Annotated in this window: 13 protein-coding genes; 4 read left to right on the top strand and 9 right to left on the bottom strand. The window is 52.1% G+C overall.

What is annotated here, in order from left to right; translation table 11 throughout:
- The first annotated feature begins 391 nt into the window (after window positions 1–391).
- Window positions 392–2,077 (top strand): EAL domain-containing protein, encoded by a 1,686-nt coding sequence (locus K355_RS0119595; protein WP_022733863.1) that lies wholly within the window; start codon window positions 392–394, stop codon window positions 2,075–2,077.
- A gap of 131 nt (window positions 2,078–2,208) precedes the next feature.
- Here K355_RS0119595 and K355_RS0119590 read toward each other — a convergent pair whose 3' ends face one another.
- The 4 genes from K355_RS0119590 to K355_RS0119575 form a co-directional block, all read right to left on the bottom strand.
- Window positions 2,209–3,054 carry a substrate-binding periplasmic protein gene (locus K355_RS0119590; RefSeq protein ID WP_022733862.1) on the bottom strand — a complete coding sequence of 282 codons (846 nt, stop codon included), beginning with the start codon at window positions 3,052–3,054 and terminating at the stop codon, window positions 2,209–2,211.
- 164 nt (window positions 3,055–3,218) lie between these two features.
- Window positions 3,219–4,025, bottom strand: a complete 807-nt coding sequence (locus tag K355_RS0119585; protein ID WP_022733861.1) for a substrate-binding periplasmic protein — start codon at window positions 4,023–4,025, stop codon at window positions 3,219–3,221.
- 205 nt (window positions 4,026–4,230) lie between these two features.
- Window positions 4,231–5,856: a phosphoenolpyruvate carboxykinase gene (locus K355_RS0119580; RefSeq protein ID WP_022733860.1), complete on the bottom strand. Its 1,626-nt coding sequence runs from the start codon at window positions 5,854–5,856 to the stop codon at window positions 4,231–4,233.
- Between the two features lie 209 nt (window positions 5,857–6,065).
- Window positions 6,066–6,839: a HugZ family pyridoxamine 5'-phosphate oxidase gene (locus tag K355_RS0119575; RefSeq protein ID WP_028791777.1), complete on the bottom strand. Its 774-nt coding sequence runs from the start codon at window positions 6,837–6,839 to the stop codon at window positions 6,066–6,068.
- Window positions 6,840–7,308: 469 nt separating this feature from the next.
- Between K355_RS0119575 and K355_RS0119570 the strand changes: the two genes are divergently transcribed.
- Window positions 7,309–9,573 carry an EAL domain-containing protein gene (locus tag K355_RS0119570; protein WP_022733858.1) on the top strand — a complete coding sequence of 755 codons (2,265 nt, stop codon included), beginning with the start codon at window positions 7,309–7,311 and terminating at the stop codon, window positions 9,571–9,573.
- The gene (locus K355_RS0119565; protein WP_022733857.1) at window positions 9,560–11,494 is read left to right on the top strand and encodes a sensor histidine kinase; all 1,935 of its coding nucleotides are present in this window, start codon (window positions 9,560–9,562) and stop codon (window positions 11,492–11,494) included. The genes K355_RS0119570 and K355_RS0119565 overlap by 14 nt, the downstream gene beginning before the upstream one ends.
- Window positions 11,495–11,522: 28 nt before the next feature.
- Here K355_RS0119565 and K355_RS24510 read toward each other — a convergent pair whose 3' ends face one another.
- Together K355_RS24510 and K355_RS0119555 are read right to left on the bottom strand one after the other, a co-directional pair.
- Window positions 11,523–11,732, bottom strand: coding sequence for a DUF1289 domain-containing protein (locus K355_RS24510; protein ID WP_022733856.1), 210 nt, complete (start codon window positions 11,730–11,732; stop codon window positions 11,523–11,525).
- 128 nt (window positions 11,733–11,860) lie between these two features.
- Entirely contained in the window at window positions 11,861–12,058 is a 198-nt protein-coding gene (locus K355_RS0119555; protein ID WP_022733855.1) for a CsbD family protein, read from the bottom strand.
- A 252-nt stretch (window positions 12,059–12,310) separates the two neighbouring features.
- On the opposite strand from K355_RS0119555, the gene K355_RS0119550 reads away from it, so the two are divergent.
- Entirely contained in the window at window positions 12,311–12,931 is a 621-nt protein-coding gene (locus tag K355_RS0119550) for an RNA methyltransferase (RefSeq protein ID WP_022733854.1), read from the top strand.
- Window positions 12,932–13,082: 151 nt separating this feature from the next.
- Here K355_RS0119550 and K355_RS0119545 read toward each other — a convergent pair whose 3' ends face one another.
- The 3 genes from K355_RS0119545 to K355_RS0119535 all read right to left on the bottom strand — a co-directional run bounded on the left by K355_RS0119545 (window position 13,083) and on the right by K355_RS0119535 (window position 17,292).
- Complete coding sequence (locus K355_RS0119545) at window positions 13,083–15,335, bottom strand: anthranilate synthase component I (protein WP_022733853.1); 2,253 nt, start codon at window positions 15,333–15,335, stop codon at window positions 13,083–13,085.
- 236 nt (window positions 15,336–15,571) lie between these two features.
- Window positions 15,572–16,555, bottom strand: a complete 984-nt coding sequence (locus K355_RS0119540) for an ion transporter (RefSeq protein ID WP_022733852.1) — start codon at window positions 16,553–16,555, stop codon at window positions 15,572–15,574.
- A gap of 92 nt (window positions 16,556–16,647) precedes the next feature.
- Window positions 16,648–17,292, bottom strand: a complete 645-nt coding sequence (locus K355_RS0119535; protein WP_022733851.1) for a phosphoribosylanthranilate isomerase — start codon at window positions 17,290–17,292, stop codon at window positions 16,648–16,650.
- Window positions 17,293–17,338 lie beyond the last annotated feature (46 nt).

Raw genomic sequence — 17,338 nt, 5'->3', positions numbered from 1 at the left:
GTGTGAGTGCAAATAGCGTATGGTTCCTTGTAAGCGATCAGCCCGATCTTGCAAACCTTCACACCATCGAATGCAATCAAGCATTGTGGGTATGCCAAATACGCAACCATTTATGGCTCGAATTAAAGGGCTTAGGGGTTTAAAACCCGCCACGAGAACAAAGATATATGGAATGTTTATCGCAAAGGTGCCGATGCGTTAACGGGCCTTTGTTTCTTGCTTGTGGGAAAATTCTACACTTATCCTCGTTAGAATGGGAAATCTCGCCGATGTAAAACCCTTGTTAACACCAATGGGAAGATCATCAGTGAAAGCCGTTTTGACGCGGGCGACGTTTTCGAATTCGGGGGATGGGAAATGTCGGTATTTCTGAGCAGCGTAAGAGGACGCTTTGGATAAGCTTATAAAGGCTCGTACCGCCGAACTTCGAAACGAACGCAATCGCTTTGCAGCACTTGCGTTCGTCTGGGGTGACATCCTTCTGGAACTGGATGGCGACTTTCGGATCGTTTTTGCATCCGGTGCTTCTGACGGCATTCTGGGGCGTCGGCCGCAACAATTGTCGGGCCATCTTTTCCACAGCCTGCTGGCCAAACAGTTTCAGCCGCTGGTGACTGAAATGCTTCAGGTTGCGCGCAGACGTGGGCGCATGGACAATATTCAGGTCCGGTTTGTGCATCCTGACGAACAACTCAGCCCCCCGGTTTCCATGAGTGGCTATTTCCTGCCCGATCTTGGGGATCATTTCTTTGTCGCACTTCGGGTTGCGATCAATGCATTGCCGGCCGATGTCGCCCGATCGATCAAACGTGACCATGCGACGGGCCTTTTGGACGAAGAAAGCTTGTCAAAAGTGGTGACCGAGCGCCTTGTCGCGCAACGCGAAACCGGGACCGAACATAAATTTACCCTGATGACCCTGAATGCGTTTGATCCGTTGTGCAAACGCATGGAACAGATTGAACGCGATGAACTTCTGGCAAGTGTAGGTGCGTTTTTGCGGGCTCATTCTGTCGCTGGTGATACCGCAGGCCGACTTGCCAGCAACCAGTTTGGCATGCTTCATCGTCCGGACGTGCGTATTGGCGAACTTGAGCAACGCATTGCCGACTGTGCGCGGGACGCCGACCCCAAAGGTGTCGGGATTGAAGTCAGCTCATCGGTGACAGATTTCACGGCTGAACTGATCCCGCCGGGCGATTTGGCGCGCGGCGTTTTGTATTCGATCCGACGGTTTTGTGACCGTCAGGAACACGGGTTTACGTTTTCGCGGCTCATGGGGCAGGCCAACAATCTGGTCAATGACACCTTTGCTGCGATGCATGACTTTGGCGCGCGCGTCGACCGATTGAAATTTGACGCGGCCTATCAGCCTATTGTGCGCTTGCCCTCGGCCGAAATTCATCATTTCGAAGTTCTGGTCCGGTTCTATGACGACGATGGGAAATTGATCCCGACCCAGCAACTGATTACGTTCGCCGAACAGGTTAATATGGTCCATCGTCTTGACTTGGCGATGATGCGTCGAACCATAAAATGGATCAGAACGCAGCTTGATCTCGGGTTAACCGTGCGGGTTGCGGTGAATGTTTCCGGCCATTCGTTGGAAAACCCGGATTTTTGCCGGTCGGCCATTGCGCTTTTTGAACGCAATCGCGATGCGCTTGGCCAGCTGATGATCGAGATTACCGAAACATCGGAAATCACCGACATTGATGGTGCTGCCAAATGGATCAGCCGATTCCGCGAATTCGGGATTGAAATTTGTCTGGATGATTTTGGGACCGGGGCGTCCAACTTCCGGTATCTCAGCGCGCTTGAGGTCGATTATGTCAAGATTGACGGTGAGTCTATTCGCCAATCGATGAAGTCGGGCAAGGGGCAGGCCTTTATGCGCTCATTGGTCAATTTGTGTCACTCAATCGATGTCGAAGTCGTGGGTGAGATGATTGAAACCGATGAGATGCGTGAATTGATCACCAAGGCTGGTTTTGATTTTGCACAAGGTTATTTGTTTGGCAAACCCGAAGCCGACATCAGCCTGTATTGGCGCGATGCCAAAACACCGCGGCAATAATATGGGACAGGCATGGTTTTCGCCCCTGAGATTGTCATGCCAGCGCTTCATCTTTGATGGCTATACAGGGCAATTGTTCGTCTGACAGCAAGTAACTTGCGGGCGGTCTGGTCGAAGGGTCAAATCACGCTTTACCGGTTAAATGTTGGCACATCCGGCTTCGCACCGGATGAAATCCCGTATTTCCCCAATATTTTATCATAAGTGCCGTTTTCTTGAATGATTTTCAGGCCAATGTTGAGCTGTTCAAGAAGCTCGTCGGCATTTTGGGTGTGGCGTGTGATGCAGGAATAGTACGGGCTTGTTGAAATGACTTTCGATTTGATGTCGACGGTTTCCGGGCGCCTTTTCTGCAACTCATGCATGGCGTATTCAACGGGTGGTTTGAAGGACAAGACCGCATCCAGTCGGCGCGAAAGCATCAGATTTAGCAGGGTTTCTTCGTCGTGGGCGGTAATAACATCCAAGTTTGCGTTGCGTGCAGTGACTTCCGTGCTGTACCCGCTGACCACGCCGATGGTCATGTTCCGGGCATCTTCAAGCGTTGTGATGGTGTCGAGAATTTCCGACCGGGTTGTAAAAAGCGCGATCTCTTCGTGGCCGAGTGGGTCGGAAAACAAAAAGTCGGTTTCGCGCTCTTTGAGGTAGCTACACGAACATAAACCATCGGCCAAACCAGCCTCAGCAAGGAAATAAGCCCGTTTCCAAGGATAAAACGGCGTTATCAGCGTCAAATTCCGGGTTGCGAATGCAGAACGCAGGATTTCAACGTCATAGCCGGGTCTGGCGGTGTCGTCGGCGATCTTCGCGGGAGGGAAATGGTTGCACGCCAGTGTGACCGTCGTTTGATCACCGGGGGGCGAGATGAGCGAGTTTTGCGCCGTTGCCGGTGTCAGGTGATGCAAGACAAGCAAACAGCCCAGAACACCAGTGCGAAAAGCCAAGCGCAAAATATGTGCAGGTAAATGAGCGGTCACAATATGCTCTGATCCTGATTTCGAGGGGCATTAAGTGTTGAGTGGAGATGCGATGGTAGCATGCCAATTGCCAAGACGAAGTGCTCCTATGGTCTAGGGGCAGAAGTTCTTCGTTAAACGTTTTCTGCTGCAGCCAGTTTATGCGGGAAATTGTTTGCGCGATCCTAAAAGTCGTTTGATTTTGGCTGTAACGTAGAATTTGTCAGAACGCCGTAACGTTCAAGAATGCTGTTGTAATGCCCTGTCGTTTTGATTTTTTCCAATCCGGAATTTAAAAGGTCCGCAATCATTGCTGCATTTCCAGCCTTTTTGGATAGACACGAGAAATACGGATATGCAGCTGTTTCGCGATAAAATGTTGTCAGGTTTTCGTTGGTTTCACGGTTATGGTTTTTGACCATTGTCGTCATCGTTTCATGGAACGCATATATTGCATCAATCCTGCCACCGCGGAGCAGGGCAAACAGTCCTTTTTCAGAGTTTGCGCTGATCGTATCAAGACCTGCTTCCCGGGCAAATTTTTCAAGATTGTAACCAGCAACGACACCGATGGTCAGCCCTAGAGCCTGATCAAGTGTTTCAATCCCTGAAATCACATGCGGGTCTAGGACAAAAAACCCGACATGCTGAAGTCCGATTGGCGCTGAAAATTCAAAAGTGGCTTCGCGTTCAGGAAGGTAGCTACACGAACAAAGTCCGTCGACTAATCCCTGTTCGGCCAAAAGGTGCGCACGTTTCCAAGGGTAAAAGGGGGTGTTCAGACGAACGCCACTGGCCGCGAAAGCAGCGCGCAGGATTTCGACGTCAAAACCGGGTTCACTTTTGCGGTTTGCGATTTTCGATGGTGGAAAAACATTGCAGGCAAGGGTGACTTCGCGGTCGAATTTATCCGTAACGTTGTCTGTGGCTAATGCCGGCACAGCAGCTGTCGCCAAGCCTGCGACGGATACCGCTATAAAGAGGCGGAACATACGACGGGCTGCGGTGTGTTGTGCTGTCTTCTGGTCCCTGACCACGGCAAGCTCATTCCAGAAATTGATTGGTACAAGCAGATGACCATTACATATCAGGTTCGCTTAGATGACAATCAATAGCCCAGCTTGATTGTTAGCGCGGGCAGAGCAAAAAAAAACCGGCACAAAATGTGCCGGTTTTTCTGTGTTGGTTCAAATCGTCTTATTCAGCGGCTTTGACTTCTGCGCTGTTGCGGATCGAAGCTTCGCGAACATCGTTGGTGACATGTTCTTCGAACTTGGTGAAGTTCTTTTCAAACAGGCTGGTTAGATTTGAAGCTGCCTTGTCATAGGCTGCCTTGTCTTTCCAGCTGTCACGCGGGTTAAGCACTTCTGCCGGGATATCACCGCAAGTGGTCGGATATGCCAGACCGAAATAGGGATCGGTTGCAAACTCGGCATTTTCCAGATCACCGTTGAGCGCCGCATTCAAAAGGCCACGGGTATAACCAATCTTCATGCGTGAACCAACGCCATAGGCGCCACCCGACCAACCGGTATTGACCAGCCAGCAGTTTGCACCATGTTTTTCCATCAGTTCACCAAGAAGCTTGGCATAGACCGACGGATGACGCGGCATGAACGGCGCACCAAAGCATGCAGAGAATGCAGCAGTCGGTTCCTTGACACCTTTTTCGGTGCCGGCAACCTTTGCAGTGTAGCCCGACAGGAAGTGATACATCGCCTGTGCGGAAGACAGTTTTGCAATCGGTGGCAGAACACCAAATGCATCACAGGTCAGCATGATGATGTTTTTGGGGTGACCACCACGACCATTTTCCGATGCATTCGGAATGAAGTCGATCGGATAGGAAGACCGGGTGTTTTCGGTGTGACGGGCGTCGTCGAGATCAAGCACGCGCGATTGCTTGTTCATCACAACGTTCTCAAGAACGGTCCCGAAACGCTCGGTGGTGGCATGGATTTCCGGTTCGGCTTCTTTGGAAAGCTTGATCACCTTGGCATAGCAGCCGCCTTCAAAGTTAAAGACGCCGTCATCGCCCCAGCCATGTTCATCGTCCCCGATCAGGGTGCGTGATGCATCGGCCGACAGGGTGGTTTTGCCGGTACCTGACAGGCCAAAGAAGATGGCGGTGTCGCCGTCCTTGCCCATGTTGGCCGAGCAATGCATCGGCAGGACGCCCTTGGCCGGAAGGATATGGTTGAGAACAGAGAAGATCGATTTCTTCATTTCGCCAGCATACCAAGTGCCGCCGATGATCACCATTTTGCGTTCAAAGCTGACCATGACGAAGACGTCGGAACGGGTTCCGTCGACTTCGGGGTCTGCTTGAAGGCCCGGTGCATGCAGAATGGTGAATTCGGGGGAGAAATCACGCAGTTCTTCTTTTTGCGGCTGGATAAACATGTTGCGTGCAAAAAGGTTGTGCCATGCATTTTCGTTGATCACACGTACCGGCAGGCGGAAACGTGGGTCTGATCCGGCAAAGCAGTCTTGTACGAAAAGTTCGGTGCCCTGGAAGTAGGCGCGCACTTTTTGATACAGGCGCTCGAATACTTCGGGGCTGACCGGGCGATTTACATCGCCCCAGTCAATGTCACTTTTGGTGCTTTCTTCTTCAACGACAAAGCGATCCAGCGGGGAACGGCCGGTATGTTCGCCGGTAAGTGCGACAAACGCGCCACCTTTGGCGATTTTGCCTTCGTTGCGACGGATCGCATGTTCGTAAAGGCCAGCAGCGTCAAGGTTCCAGTGAACGGCGCCAAGGTTCTTGAGGCCATGGGTTTCAAGGCCTACACGGCTGACAACGGGTCCTGATTGCAGCACGAATCTCTCCTGGTGGGAAATTGAATTTGGGGGTTAAATTTCAATTCTACACAAAGAATTGTGGGTAACTCTTTGCATCGAGACATATTGTTACAAAGGTGTCTTAAAAGCAACCGGTCCTTTTGCCCAATACCAAGGAAAACGTAGGTGTTTTTGCGTTTGTGAAAATTCTTTGTTCAGACCTGATAATTAAATCTTCACAAACCAAATCATGCCTTGAAGTCGCGCGATTTCTTGCACATTTCGACCAAAATCTCGCGCGCGTCACCGGGGTTTCGGATGGTTTTCGGGAACTCGATTCTGATATTAGAAGACTCGGGGTGTTCGACCGCTAAATTCATGCCGTCGCAGTCAATTGCAATCATCTTCCAGCCGAGGTCTTTGGGGTGATCGGTGTAATGGCCGACAATATCGCCAATGGCATCAAGGTGGTCGGCATTCATATGGTCGATAATGCTGTTATGACCGGTTAAGAGTGCAGGGCAGTCATCAACGATGAATTGCGCACCAGACAACCGACGCTGTTTGCCAAACCCACCCACCCAGTAGGCTGCTTCCACCGCGATCCGATAAAATCCGAAATCGCCAAAGTCGGCGTATTGCGCCGCATCCGGGTTGGCAAGAAGGTATCTTGCGCGCGTTGTCTCAGCGCTGTCTTGTACAGCGCGGCCAAACAAGGTCAGGCGGGGATTATCGGTTTCAGTCGCGATTGGACGGTCATCGGTGGCGGCAGAGCCCGTGAAAAGCAATGACAGTCTGTCATCTGTCTTCAAATGGCGGGTGTGATCAGCAAGATCTGAAATCAGCAAGATCGGGGTGCCATCAACATCAATTGCGGGCACCACCATCGATGCCACTGGCCAGCCATCACCTACTTGCTTATGGCCAGCGGCGGTGGTGGCAAGGACAGCCAGCCGGGAATATCGGCACATTCGGCGCAGGTCAGATGCCGATGCGATTATTTTATCGTGCTTATCAGCCATTTGTGGACCCTTGTTTTCGCCGCTGCGCAAGCGAGTTTTCCAAATTGAATGCACCGAGCAACGATATTGCAACATATTCGGTTGTGCGCCGTCATCTCGGTAAATTGATATGGCAAAAACTAATGTGCGAGTCGCTGATATCGAAGCCTTGAATTTCAATCATCGGATGAAAACATAACTTTATTACATTCGTTATCGTAGAGTACACTGTTTCAATCTTTGATTGAAAAAGTTACAGAATAAGACTCATCACACTCAAGTGCTGACCTTGGCAATATTACCAAATGATTGGTCCAAGAATGTAGTTTTACCAATCCAGATGCATAGTAAGTAACCTTAGAATATTGCAATAAATTCAAAGTTTTGTGGCTTTTAGCATCTTGTCTTTGCCAAAGCCCGAAACGACGAGGTCAAGAACTGACGAGAAGATCGGTCGAAACTTGACAGCCGATTGGGGAGTTGACTTGTAATGCAACAAAATGTCGAGAATGGTCGGCCATCAGATCGTGTAAGCGGTGTGGGTGCAACCAAGGCACCTGCTTCAACCGGTCGCCAGAGTGGTTCATCACCCGATACAGCTTGGAAAGTTCTGATTGTTGATGACGATATTGACGTTCATGAGGCCACCGAATTTAGTCTTTCGACGATCAGAATTCTTGGCCGTCCGTTGCAATTATTACATGCGACAAATGCTAAGGATGCGCTTGGATATCTAAAAACCATCCAGAACATTGCAGTGATTATGCTTGATGTTGTGATGGAAGAACCTGACACCGGTCTTCGTTTGGTGGGAAAGCTTCGTCAGCTCGGCTATACTGAGCCGCGCATCATTCTTCGTACCGGTTACCCGGGGCAGGCCCCCGAAGATCAGGTCATCAGCAATTACGATATCAATGATTATCGCACCAAGGACGAGATGACCCGGACGCGGCTGATTACGTCGCTGACGACGGCAATTCGATCATATGATTACATTCGCAGCCTGAGCGCGACGCGTGCCGGTCTTGAAATGGTGATCGAAGGCACGCAACGTCTTTATAGCAACAAGAACATTGATCTTTTTGCAGAAGGTGTCCTGACCCAGATTGCCGCAATTTTGCGCCTGCGCTCCGAAGGTGCCGTATGTGCGGTTGGAACGCCGACGGGGGATGATTCCAGCAGTATGATCGTCATGGCCGGGTTGGGGCGGTTTTCGGGAAAAGTGGGGTCTGAATTAGGTGATGTACCCGATGTTGATCTGAGCATGGTGCAGGATGTGGCGCCGGACAATGCCACACCTGAATTACGGGATAACAAAATTGCATTGCGGTTTCGCACGGAAACCGGTCGTGAACTGATCCTGTATTTTGAACATAACGGTGCACTACCAAGTTCCGATGTTGTTCTGTTGCAGGTTTTCGCCAGCAATCTTGCGATCTGTTTTGAAAACCTAGATTTGATAAATCATTTGGGGGAGCTTGCTTTTGTCGACCAGCGGTTGGGATTGCCCAATCACAATGCGTTTAGCCGCGAACTTGGCGGATTGGTTTCCGGCAAAACCGACAAAGCGACCGTTGCGCTCGTGGCGTTGGAAGATGCGCCGCAACTTGCTGTGGCATTCGGTTTGGCCTTTGCCGAAAATGTGATGTCTGTGGTTTATGATCGAATGCGCGATGCCCTTGGTGAGACGATCCTGATTGCCCGGCTTGGGGAATATATGTTGGGTGTCGTCGATAGCACAGGCACACTTGAGCAGTCGGCGCTTGAAGGCGTTTTTCACGAAACATTTTTGATGATGGGCAATCGCATTTCGGTTTCGGCATCAATCGGGATTGTTTCTGGTGATCCGACCAATCAGAAGGCATCGGATATTGACCGGGCCGCGCGTAGCACATTGTTGCGTGTGATACAGGATCGTCCAGGTACGACAATGCTGTTTACCCCGGAAATCGGTGACGAAGTTCAAAACACCATCCGGATGAAATCCGCCTTGCAGGAAGCCGTGCTGTCCAAGCAGTTCAGGTTCGTTTTCCAGCCTAAAATTAACACCAAGACAGGAGAGGTTGTCGGGGCTGAAATTCTGTGTCGCTGGATGATGGACGGCGAAAACATATCACCGTCGGTGTTTATCCCGATTGCGGAGCGCGCCGGGTTTAGTTCGGATATTGCGTTACAGAGTCTGGAGGCTGTTTCCGACTTTTGGCGTGACTTGCAAAACGCAGGATTGCTCAGGTTACCGGTTGCCATCAATCTAGCGGTGCCAGATATCTGCAATCCTGATTTTGTTGATGTATTGACCCGCCAATGCGAAGACAGTGACCTTTTGGCTGAACTGGTATCGTTTGAGATCACCGAAACACAGGCGATTTCGGTTGACGACGATGCAACCCGCGGGGTTAAGGCGCTAAAAGATCGGGGCTATAATCTTTGGCTTGATGACTTTGGGACGGGCTATTCGTCCTTGAGCCATCTTAATTCACTGCCGGTTGACGGGATCAAAATCGACAAGTCGTTCATTTCCGGCCTGACGTTTGAAAAGGCGCGGGGCAGTGTGGCGGCCACGGCAAAGGCGATGGCAGACAATCTTGGACTGCGTTCGATTGCAGAAGGTGTTGAAACCCGCGAACAGCATCAGATTGCCCGGCTTTTGGGCATTGAATGCGTACAGGGGTTTTATTATGCCCGACCGATGGCACCGGATGCGTTCATTGAATGGCTGAAAAACTGGGATCTTGACGCGCATGCCGGATCGTAAGGCATCGGCTAAACTGGCGGCGGCCAAGAGCCGTTCGCGGGCCTTTGAATTGATGTCACCTGCGGGACGTGTTTGGTACCAAAGCACCATGTTTTGGCGCACTGCAGTGATTGTTTTTATTGTTGGCGCCGCCGGTATGCTTGGCAGTTGGGGGATCTGGCAATTTTTCGAAGGAAAACGGCAGAACGACCTTACCGCCCGGCAGTTGCTCCTTGATACGGTGACGCACGACAATACGTTACACCGATGGTTTGAAGCGGCATCACAGATTTTGCGAATTGTCGCACAGAACAAATCCATTCGTGACTTTGATCAGCAACCAGATGCGGCGATTGAACAGTTGCGCGTGATCGCCAAAGAGGCAGGTCGGTTTAGCCAGTTGCGCATTCTGGCAAATGACGGGACTGAGCAGCTTCGCCTCGACAGTAAGTTCAATAACCTTGAAGTCGCCCCGGACGAGAGTTTGCAGGACAAGTCAGAGCGGTACTATTTCACCGCCACGACAAAACTTTCTTCTGGTAGCGTTTACATTAGCCCGATTGATCTGAATGTTGAACGCGGCGAGATCGAAACGCCATGGCGTCCAACGGCCCGGTTGGGGACGCCAATCACTGCGGTGGATGGACGTCGCCAGGGGTACCTTGTGTTCAACCTTGATATGGGGGTTCCGCTTTCGGAATTTGGGTTGGATGACAATCAGGTTACCCGAACCGAACTTTTGAATGCAGATGGCTATTGGTTGGCTGGGGTCACAGAAGATCGGCTTTGGGGGTTTATGACCGGCACGTCGGTGAATATGGCGCGCGAACAAAATGAACTGTGGCAAACAATAGTCGGTAGTACGGCCCAAGGACCAACCACATTTGTCCATAATCATCGTTTGTATCACGTAACCCCCCTGACCCGGTTTGAGCTTTCGGGATTAGGTGATCGCGAAAGTGCACAGGACGGGGGCGACAGGCTGTATATTCTTGCCAGTGCGCCGCAATATAACAGGATCGTATCGCCCCATCTGTCTGATATCGTCACTCTGTCTGTTGGTGGTGCGGTGATTGCGATTTTGTCGTTAATCATTGGGATGTTTAATCTGCATCGCCAACAGTCGCATTTGGCGCAACAACGGATTGCCGCCCAGCTTGTGTCGGAACGTCGGATGGCATCCCTTGGCCGGATTGTGGCCGGGGTGGCCCATGAAATGCGCACGCCGATTGGCAATGCGGTGACGGTTATTTCAACCTTGGGCGCGCATCTTGATGACCTTTCGGCAAAGCTTGGTCACAAAGAAATCGACCGGCAGGCCGTCGTTGATGATGTCGGTTACCTGCAAAAAGGGGTCAAGATCGTTCAGAAGAACCTTGACCGCACTGTCACGCTGGTCGGGCATTTTCACCAGACGGCTACCAATCAGTCAAACCACAACCGGCGCCGTTTCGATCTTGGCTCATTGCTTGATGACTTGGTTCAAACGATGCGTGAACAATACGCCAAAGCAGGAATTACGATCCGTTTTGAGGGACCTCAGACCGCGCCAGTTGAAAACTATTCAGATGCCATTGATCAGGTTGTTCTTAGTCTGGTGTCGAATGCAAAAAGCCATGCCTTTGCCAACAGAACCGATGCCCAGATCATCGTGCGTCTGATCGACCTTGACGAACAATTTTATCAGATCGAGGTCGAAGATAACGGAGTTGGTATTGATCCCGCACTCCACGAGCGGGTTTTTGAGCCGTTCTGGACAGAAAGTTCGACAAACCCCGGCAGCGGCCTTGGCATGGCGGTTGTCGGTAATGTTGTTGAAACCGTGATCGGTGGGAATGTGTATATGCGTTCTGTCGTCGATGAGGGGACGACATTTTCGCTGCTTATCCCCAAGCTGGCACCGAAGGGGGCCAGTGGCCAGAAAAGCGGCTTTAGCATCTAGGGCGCGGCGAAAGAGATGCCAAATTGGTTTACTGTGGTTGGGTAGTAACCGGGGGCTGTTTTTCGGACTGTTTTTGCTGGGCGCGGCGTTTATTGATTTGGGCAAGGATGCGTTTTTTGCCGCCGTCGCTTAATCCCATCCAGGATCCGATTTCGTCACCGGTGCGAAAACAGCCCGCACAATAACCGGTTTTGGTATCAAGCACACAGACACCGGTGCAGGGGGATTTGACGGGCATGGATTTCCTGATTGCTGCGGTCGATACTTAACGGACCGGCAATAAAAAACAGTTTCGCCCCCATCGATCAAGCATGAAGCGATCAATGGGGACGTTTTGGTCGGGTGGGGTTTCTGTCAGGACAGATATCACAGACGCGAGAACCAGTTGCTGACTTGGCGTTCTGCTTCTTCGCGTTCAACGCCGTATCTTTCCTGCACACGGCCGATCAATTTGTCCTGCTGACCATCGACCTGGTCAACATCGTCGTCGGTGAGGCGGCCCCATTCGCTTTTGACGTTGCCTTTGACTTGTTTCCAGCGTCCGGCGATTTGATCCCAATTCATTTGGTATCTCCTGCGTTGTTCGTGAGTTTGCCAGTGTTTAAGGCCTTCAAGTGCCTTTGGTGTTTTCACCTTCTACAAACTAAAACGGCTGGGCGGAGGACATGTTCCAGAAACCTTTGGGTATGACGCCCTGACAGATTGTCGTTTCCGGGCGGTTTACTTGCCTTATCGGGCACATAGGGGTATAGCCCGTTCCAATGTTTTCATTGGAGTTGTTCTCGCACAGGACCAATGTGCGGCACGGAGGAAGAAATGCGCGGCTATTTCGGGATTGGAATTGAAGGGGCAAGCAAGCCTTTGAATGTGGGCACCCTGTTTCGTTCCGCCCATGCCTTTGGTGCGAGCTTTGCCTTTACGGTGGATGCGGACTTTCGCAAGGAACGTTCAAATATTACCGATACGTCGAAGTCCGGCGAACAGATGCCGTATTATCATTTCCCCAATCACGATAACTTCTTCCTGCCGACCGGATGCCGGATGGTCGGGATCGAACTCACCCCTGATGCGATTGAACTGCCAAGTTTCAAGCATCCATCGCAGGCGGCCTATATCCTTGGTCCGGAACGCGGCAACCTGTCGCAGGGCATGCAGGATAGATGTGATTTCATCATCAAAATCCCGATGAGCTTTTGTGTGAATGTCGCGATTGCCGCCAACATCGTGATGTATGACCGTTTGATCAGCCTTGGCCGTTTTGCCCCGCGTCCGGTGCGTGCCGGTGCGCCGACTGAACCCAAGCCCGAAGGTCAATATGGTGGCTGGATTTCGCGCACGCGCGAAAAACGCAAAGGCAATCCTGAACAATTCCGCAAAGCCCCGCCGCCCGATTACAGTGTGATCGACGGGGAACTTGACGACGAAGACGACGCATAAGCCGGCCATTTCGGTTTTGACAAAAAAGCAACGGCCGTGAGGGAGGGGCACGGCCGTTGCTGTATCTGACCTGTGGTTTGATGCGTCATTTAGCAGGGGGGGCTTTGACGCCGCACAGGTCAGGTGCGTGGGTGTTGATGCATTTAGTATATTAGGCGGCCTTTACGTCTGATGTTTTCGGTGTGCTGTTGTCGTCGGCTTCGTCAATATTCTCGTCATCCTCGTTGGGCAAATGGCCCTGCGGATTGCGCAGAAGGTTGGCAATCATGCGCATCCCGACATCACCCTGCAGGGTCAGCAGGCTTTCGGGATGAAATTGCACTGCACTGATCGGCAGAACTTTATGGCGCACCCCCATGATGACGCCGTCGTCGCTTTGGGCGGTTACCCGAAGATCGCCGGGCAGTTCATCTGCATTGGCAAATAACGAGTGATATCGCCCGACCACGATGTCATCGGGAAGGCCTTCAAACAGCGGATCGGTTGTATCGAGTTTCACCTTTGACGGTTTGCCATGCATCGGTGTGACAAGTTGACCCAATGATCCGCCGAAAAATTCAACAATCCCCTGCAGACCAAGACAAACACCAAAAACGGGAAGCCCGGCGGCCAAAGCACGTTCAATGCTGTCACGCAGGTGATAATCATCGGGGCGGCCCGGGCCGGGCGACAGGAACACCAGATCAGGTTTGAAATCATCAAATGCTTCGTCTGGGAAGCCGGGGCGTAGGGTCAACGTCTCCGCCCCGGTGGCGCGGATATAGCTTGCAAGGTTTTGGACAAAGCTGTCTTCGTGATCAATCAAAAGCACACGTTTGCCAATGCCCGATACCGCCGGATCAATGGTGATCTCATCCTTGGCATCGCGGGTGACGGCATCAATCATCGCCGATGCCTTGAGCACGGTTTCGTCTTCTTCGGCTTCGGACACGCTGTCATAGAGTAATGTCGCGCCTGCACGGACTTCGGCGATGCCCTGCTTGAGGCGCACGGTGCGCAACGTCAGTCCGGTATTGAGGTCGCCATTACACAGAACCGCACCAATCGCCCCGCCATACCAAGCACGTGAACTGCGCTCGACGGCTTCGATATGTTTCATGGCGGCACGTTTGGGCGCCCCGGTCACAGTGACCGCCCAGCAATGGGTCAGAAACGCATCAAGGGCATCAAACCCGTCGCGCAGACGGCCTTCGACATGATCAACCGTGTGGATCAGGCGCGAATACATTTCGATTTGACGGCGGCCCAGAATGCGGATGCTGCCCGGTTTGCAGACACGGGCCTTATCATTGCGATCAACATCGGTGCACATGGTCAGTTCCGACTCATCCTTGGTCGAATTGAGCAAGGTGCGGATGTTTTCGGCATCCTCAATCGCATCACGACCGCGCGCGATCGTGCCCGATATCGGACAGGTTTCAATGCGTTGACCATTGACCCGGACATACATTTCAGGCGACGCACCAATCAGATGTTCGCCGTCGCCCAGATTGATCAAAAAACCATACGGCGCGGGATTGCGGCGTTTCAGACGGCGGAAGATTTCAGAGGGTGCGGTGGCACAAGAGGTTCTGAAAACGCGGCTTGGGACAACTTCAAACAGTTCACCGCGGGCAAAGCGTGGTTTTGTTTCATCAACAATGGCGGCGTATTCGCCGGGTTTCATGTCGTTTTCAACAACGGCATTGTTGCCGCGTGACGGCGGGTGAGCCTGTGAAGCGCGTTCCAGCCCAACCGTGCTGTGACCATCCGGAGTGATGAATTCATATTCGATTTTGGTGGCCACGCGCGATGCATGATCGACCGTAATCAGGCGATCGGGCAGGAACAGATGTATGTCCTTATGATCGGCGGGGCGGTCCTGGGCCAGATTGATCTGTTCGAAATGAAGCGCGATGTCATAACCAAATGCGCCGTATAGGCCAAGGCGTTCGTCCCCCTTATGGGCAAACAGATCACGCAGGGCACGTACCACGGAAAACAGACTTGGTTGTTGGCTGCGCTGTTCTTCGGGGAACCAGGATGCCGGGGTTTTGACGTAGCCATAAAGCCCGTCGTCACCGTCGGTCACACCTTCAATGTGCGGGTGATTGCCCAAGGTGTTGGAAATGATATCAAGGAGAATCCGGCCACGGTCATTGAGGGCCCGGATGGCAAAGCCGCGTTCGCGCCCGGTAATTTCAAGCGGCGGGGTATCAAACCCCATGTCCCAACGTGAATAGCGCCCCGGAAACTCATAGCTTGAAGACAGCAAAACGCCTTTGGTCTGATCAAGTGCGTCAATCAGGCCTTCGGTGGCGTTTTCATAGGTAATGGTGGTCATCCGACGAATGACAGAGATGCCGCCATCGGTGGTGTAGCGGTATTCGCTGCTGTTTTCTGTTTTCGGGGTCGGGGTGGTCACGTTGTTTACTCCTGTGTTGGCCTTCGCCGCAGGAGGATCGTGATCATCAGAAAAAGAAAAGAAGTCTGAAAACACAAAGCCGCCTGCAAGAATGAGGCGGCCGATTGTTTTAGGGCATGTTTTTTGGCCACCCGCTTATGCGAGCCACCACCAACGATTTGCAATAAGGATCGGGTTCATGCCGTGTGTCTTCATGCCACAAAACATGAGCGTAAAAAATTCCGGCGTCAAGCCTTTTACGCCGGAGGGTTTGTTTCCGCGTCTTTTAGTTCAAGTTGCAGGGGATGATGACAATGTGGACAGGTCAGAATTTCGTCGCTTTCGGTACGATGGACATCGCGAATGTCTTCGACAATTGATTGGGCCTGCTCATCGCTGATGCCAAGGTCTTCTTGATGGGATTTTAGCTTGTTGCGTACCCGGTCGGTCAGGCGTTTTCCCAGCAATTGACGGGTGGCCTGATGGCGATATGCGGTTTCACGGCGGCGCAATTCACTGTTAAAGGCCGATGCCAATATACCGGCCGGAACAGCAACAATACCGATCCCGGTCAGCGAAATGATACTGGCAAGGAATTTACCAAACGGCGTGATCGGAACGACGTCGCCATACCCGACAGTGGCAAGGGTAATCACGCTCCAGTACAGTGCATCAATCAGATTGCCGAACGCATCGGGCTGGGCCTGATGTTCGGCAATATAAATCGCCCCGGCACTGAACACCAGCATACAGGCAAGGGCGGCACTGGCGGCACCAAAGATACCAGCCTGCTGGCGAAATACCAGCAACATCAATTCCAGCCCGGTGGAATAACGGGTGAATTTCAACAGCCGCAACAATCGCACGATACGAACGAAGCGCAGATCAATCGATGTAAACACCCACAGGATAATCGGCAGAATGGCAATCAGGTCGATCAGCGCCATCGGTGTCAGCATGTATCGTAAACGCGCCCAAGCGCCTGAAAAGCGCGGGTCGTCGGGGGCAGACCAAACGCGCAAGGCGTATTCGATGGTAAAGATCAGGGTGCAGCCACACTCGATGATGGCAAACGCGATGAAATAGCGATCAGCAAACTCGTCGACCGAGTCAAAAATCACCGACACAACGTTGATGATGATCGCACTGGCCAGAACCAGATGGACAATCAAGGATAGACGGGACTTCCGGTCTACACCGTGAAGCAATGTCTGTACCTTTGATCGGAATGTCTTTTTCATCGGCGCGTATCCAACTGGCAACTCTTGATGATCGTGCCCGGTGATCTTCGCGCCAATCGTTTCAGAAAAGGTTAAGCATAGACCCCAAGGGGTTAGTAGCCCTTGGCCGCATGGATGAAGTCAGCAATCTTACGTGCATCCTTCACACCCTTTGTCTTTTCGACACCCGATGAAACATCCGCCCATGGTGCGCCGGAAATTTTGATGGCCTCGGCAACATTATCGGGGTTAAGGCCACCGGCCAGCATCCAGTCGCTTTTGAAATGGCGTCCGGTTAACAACGTCCAGTCAAAGGACACTGCATTTCCACCCGGAAGGACGCTGTCCTTGGGTGGTTTGGCATCAAACAACAGGAAATCGGCAATGCCGTCATAGTCAGACTGGGCTTTGTCGATGTCGTCTGCGGTGCTGACCGAGATTGCCTTCATGACTTTCAGGCCAAAGCGTAGCTTGACCTCGGTCACACGTTCGGGGCTTTCTTTGCCGTGCAGTTGAATGACGTCAAGGTTACCTGCCTCAATCGCGGTTTGCAGGGCTTCGTCGCCGGCTTCAACAAACAGGCCTACCTTGAGGATGCTGTTGGGGACCTGCTTGGTCAGGGTGGTGGCCCCTTTGAGCGATATATGTCGCGGGCTTGGTGGGAAAAAGACATAACCCAAGGCATCTGCCCCGGCACTCATGGCCGCAATCAGGGCGTCTTCACTGTTGATCCCGCAGATTTTTACCATGCAACTCATTGGGGCATCCTGTCTTGTCGTCACGCAATTCATAAGGGGGCATCTT

Origin of the sequence: Thalassospira lucentensis MCCC 1A00383 = DSM 14000, from assembly GCF_000421265.1 — a bacterium.
In the GTDB taxonomy this organism is placed as follows: domain Bacteria; phylum Pseudomonadota; class Alphaproteobacteria; order Rhodospirillales; family Thalassospiraceae; genus Thalassospira; species Thalassospira lucentensis.
The sequence above is the reverse complement of the archived record's forward strand: the minus strand, read 5'-3'. Positions and strand labels throughout refer to the sequence as shown.

What these genes read in the sequence shown, in the direction of transcription:
- K355_RS0119540 (WP_022733852.1), bottom strand. Translation starts at nt 16,555, where the DNA reads ATGAAAAAGACATTCCGATCAAAGGTACAGACATTGCTTCACGGTGTA.
- K355_RS0119585 (WP_022733861.1), bottom strand. Translation starts at nt 4,025, where the DNA reads ATGTTCCGCCTCTTTATAGCGGTATCCGTCGCAGGCTTGGCGACAGCT.
- K355_RS0119565 (WP_022733857.1), top strand. Translation starts at nt 9,560, where the DNA reads ATGCCGGATCGTAAGGCATCGGCTAAACTGGCGGCGGCCAAGAGCCGT.
- K355_RS0119575 (WP_028791777.1), bottom strand. Translation starts at nt 6,839, where the DNA reads ATGGCTGATAAGCACGATAAAATAATCGCATCGGCATCTGACCTGCGC.
- K355_RS0119555 (WP_022733855.1), bottom strand. Translation starts at nt 12,058, where the DNA reads ATGAATTGGGATCAAATCGCCGGACGCTGGAAACAAGTCAAAGGCAAC.
- K355_RS0119570 (WP_022733858.1), top strand. Translation starts at nt 7,309, where the DNA reads ATGCAACAAAATGTCGAGAATGGTCGGCCATCAGATCGTGTAAGCGGT.
- K355_RS0119535 (WP_022733851.1), bottom strand. Translation starts at nt 17,292, where the DNA reads ATGAGTTGCATGGTAAAAATCTGCGGGATCAACAGTGAAGACGCCCTG.
- K355_RS24510 (WP_022733856.1), bottom strand. Translation starts at nt 11,732, where the DNA reads ATGCCCGTCAAATCCCCCTGCACCGGTGTCTGTGTGCTTGATACCAAA.
- K355_RS0119550 (WP_022733854.1), top strand. Translation starts at nt 12,311, where the DNA reads ATGCGCGGCTATTTCGGGATTGGAATTGAAGGGGCAAGCAAGCCTTTG.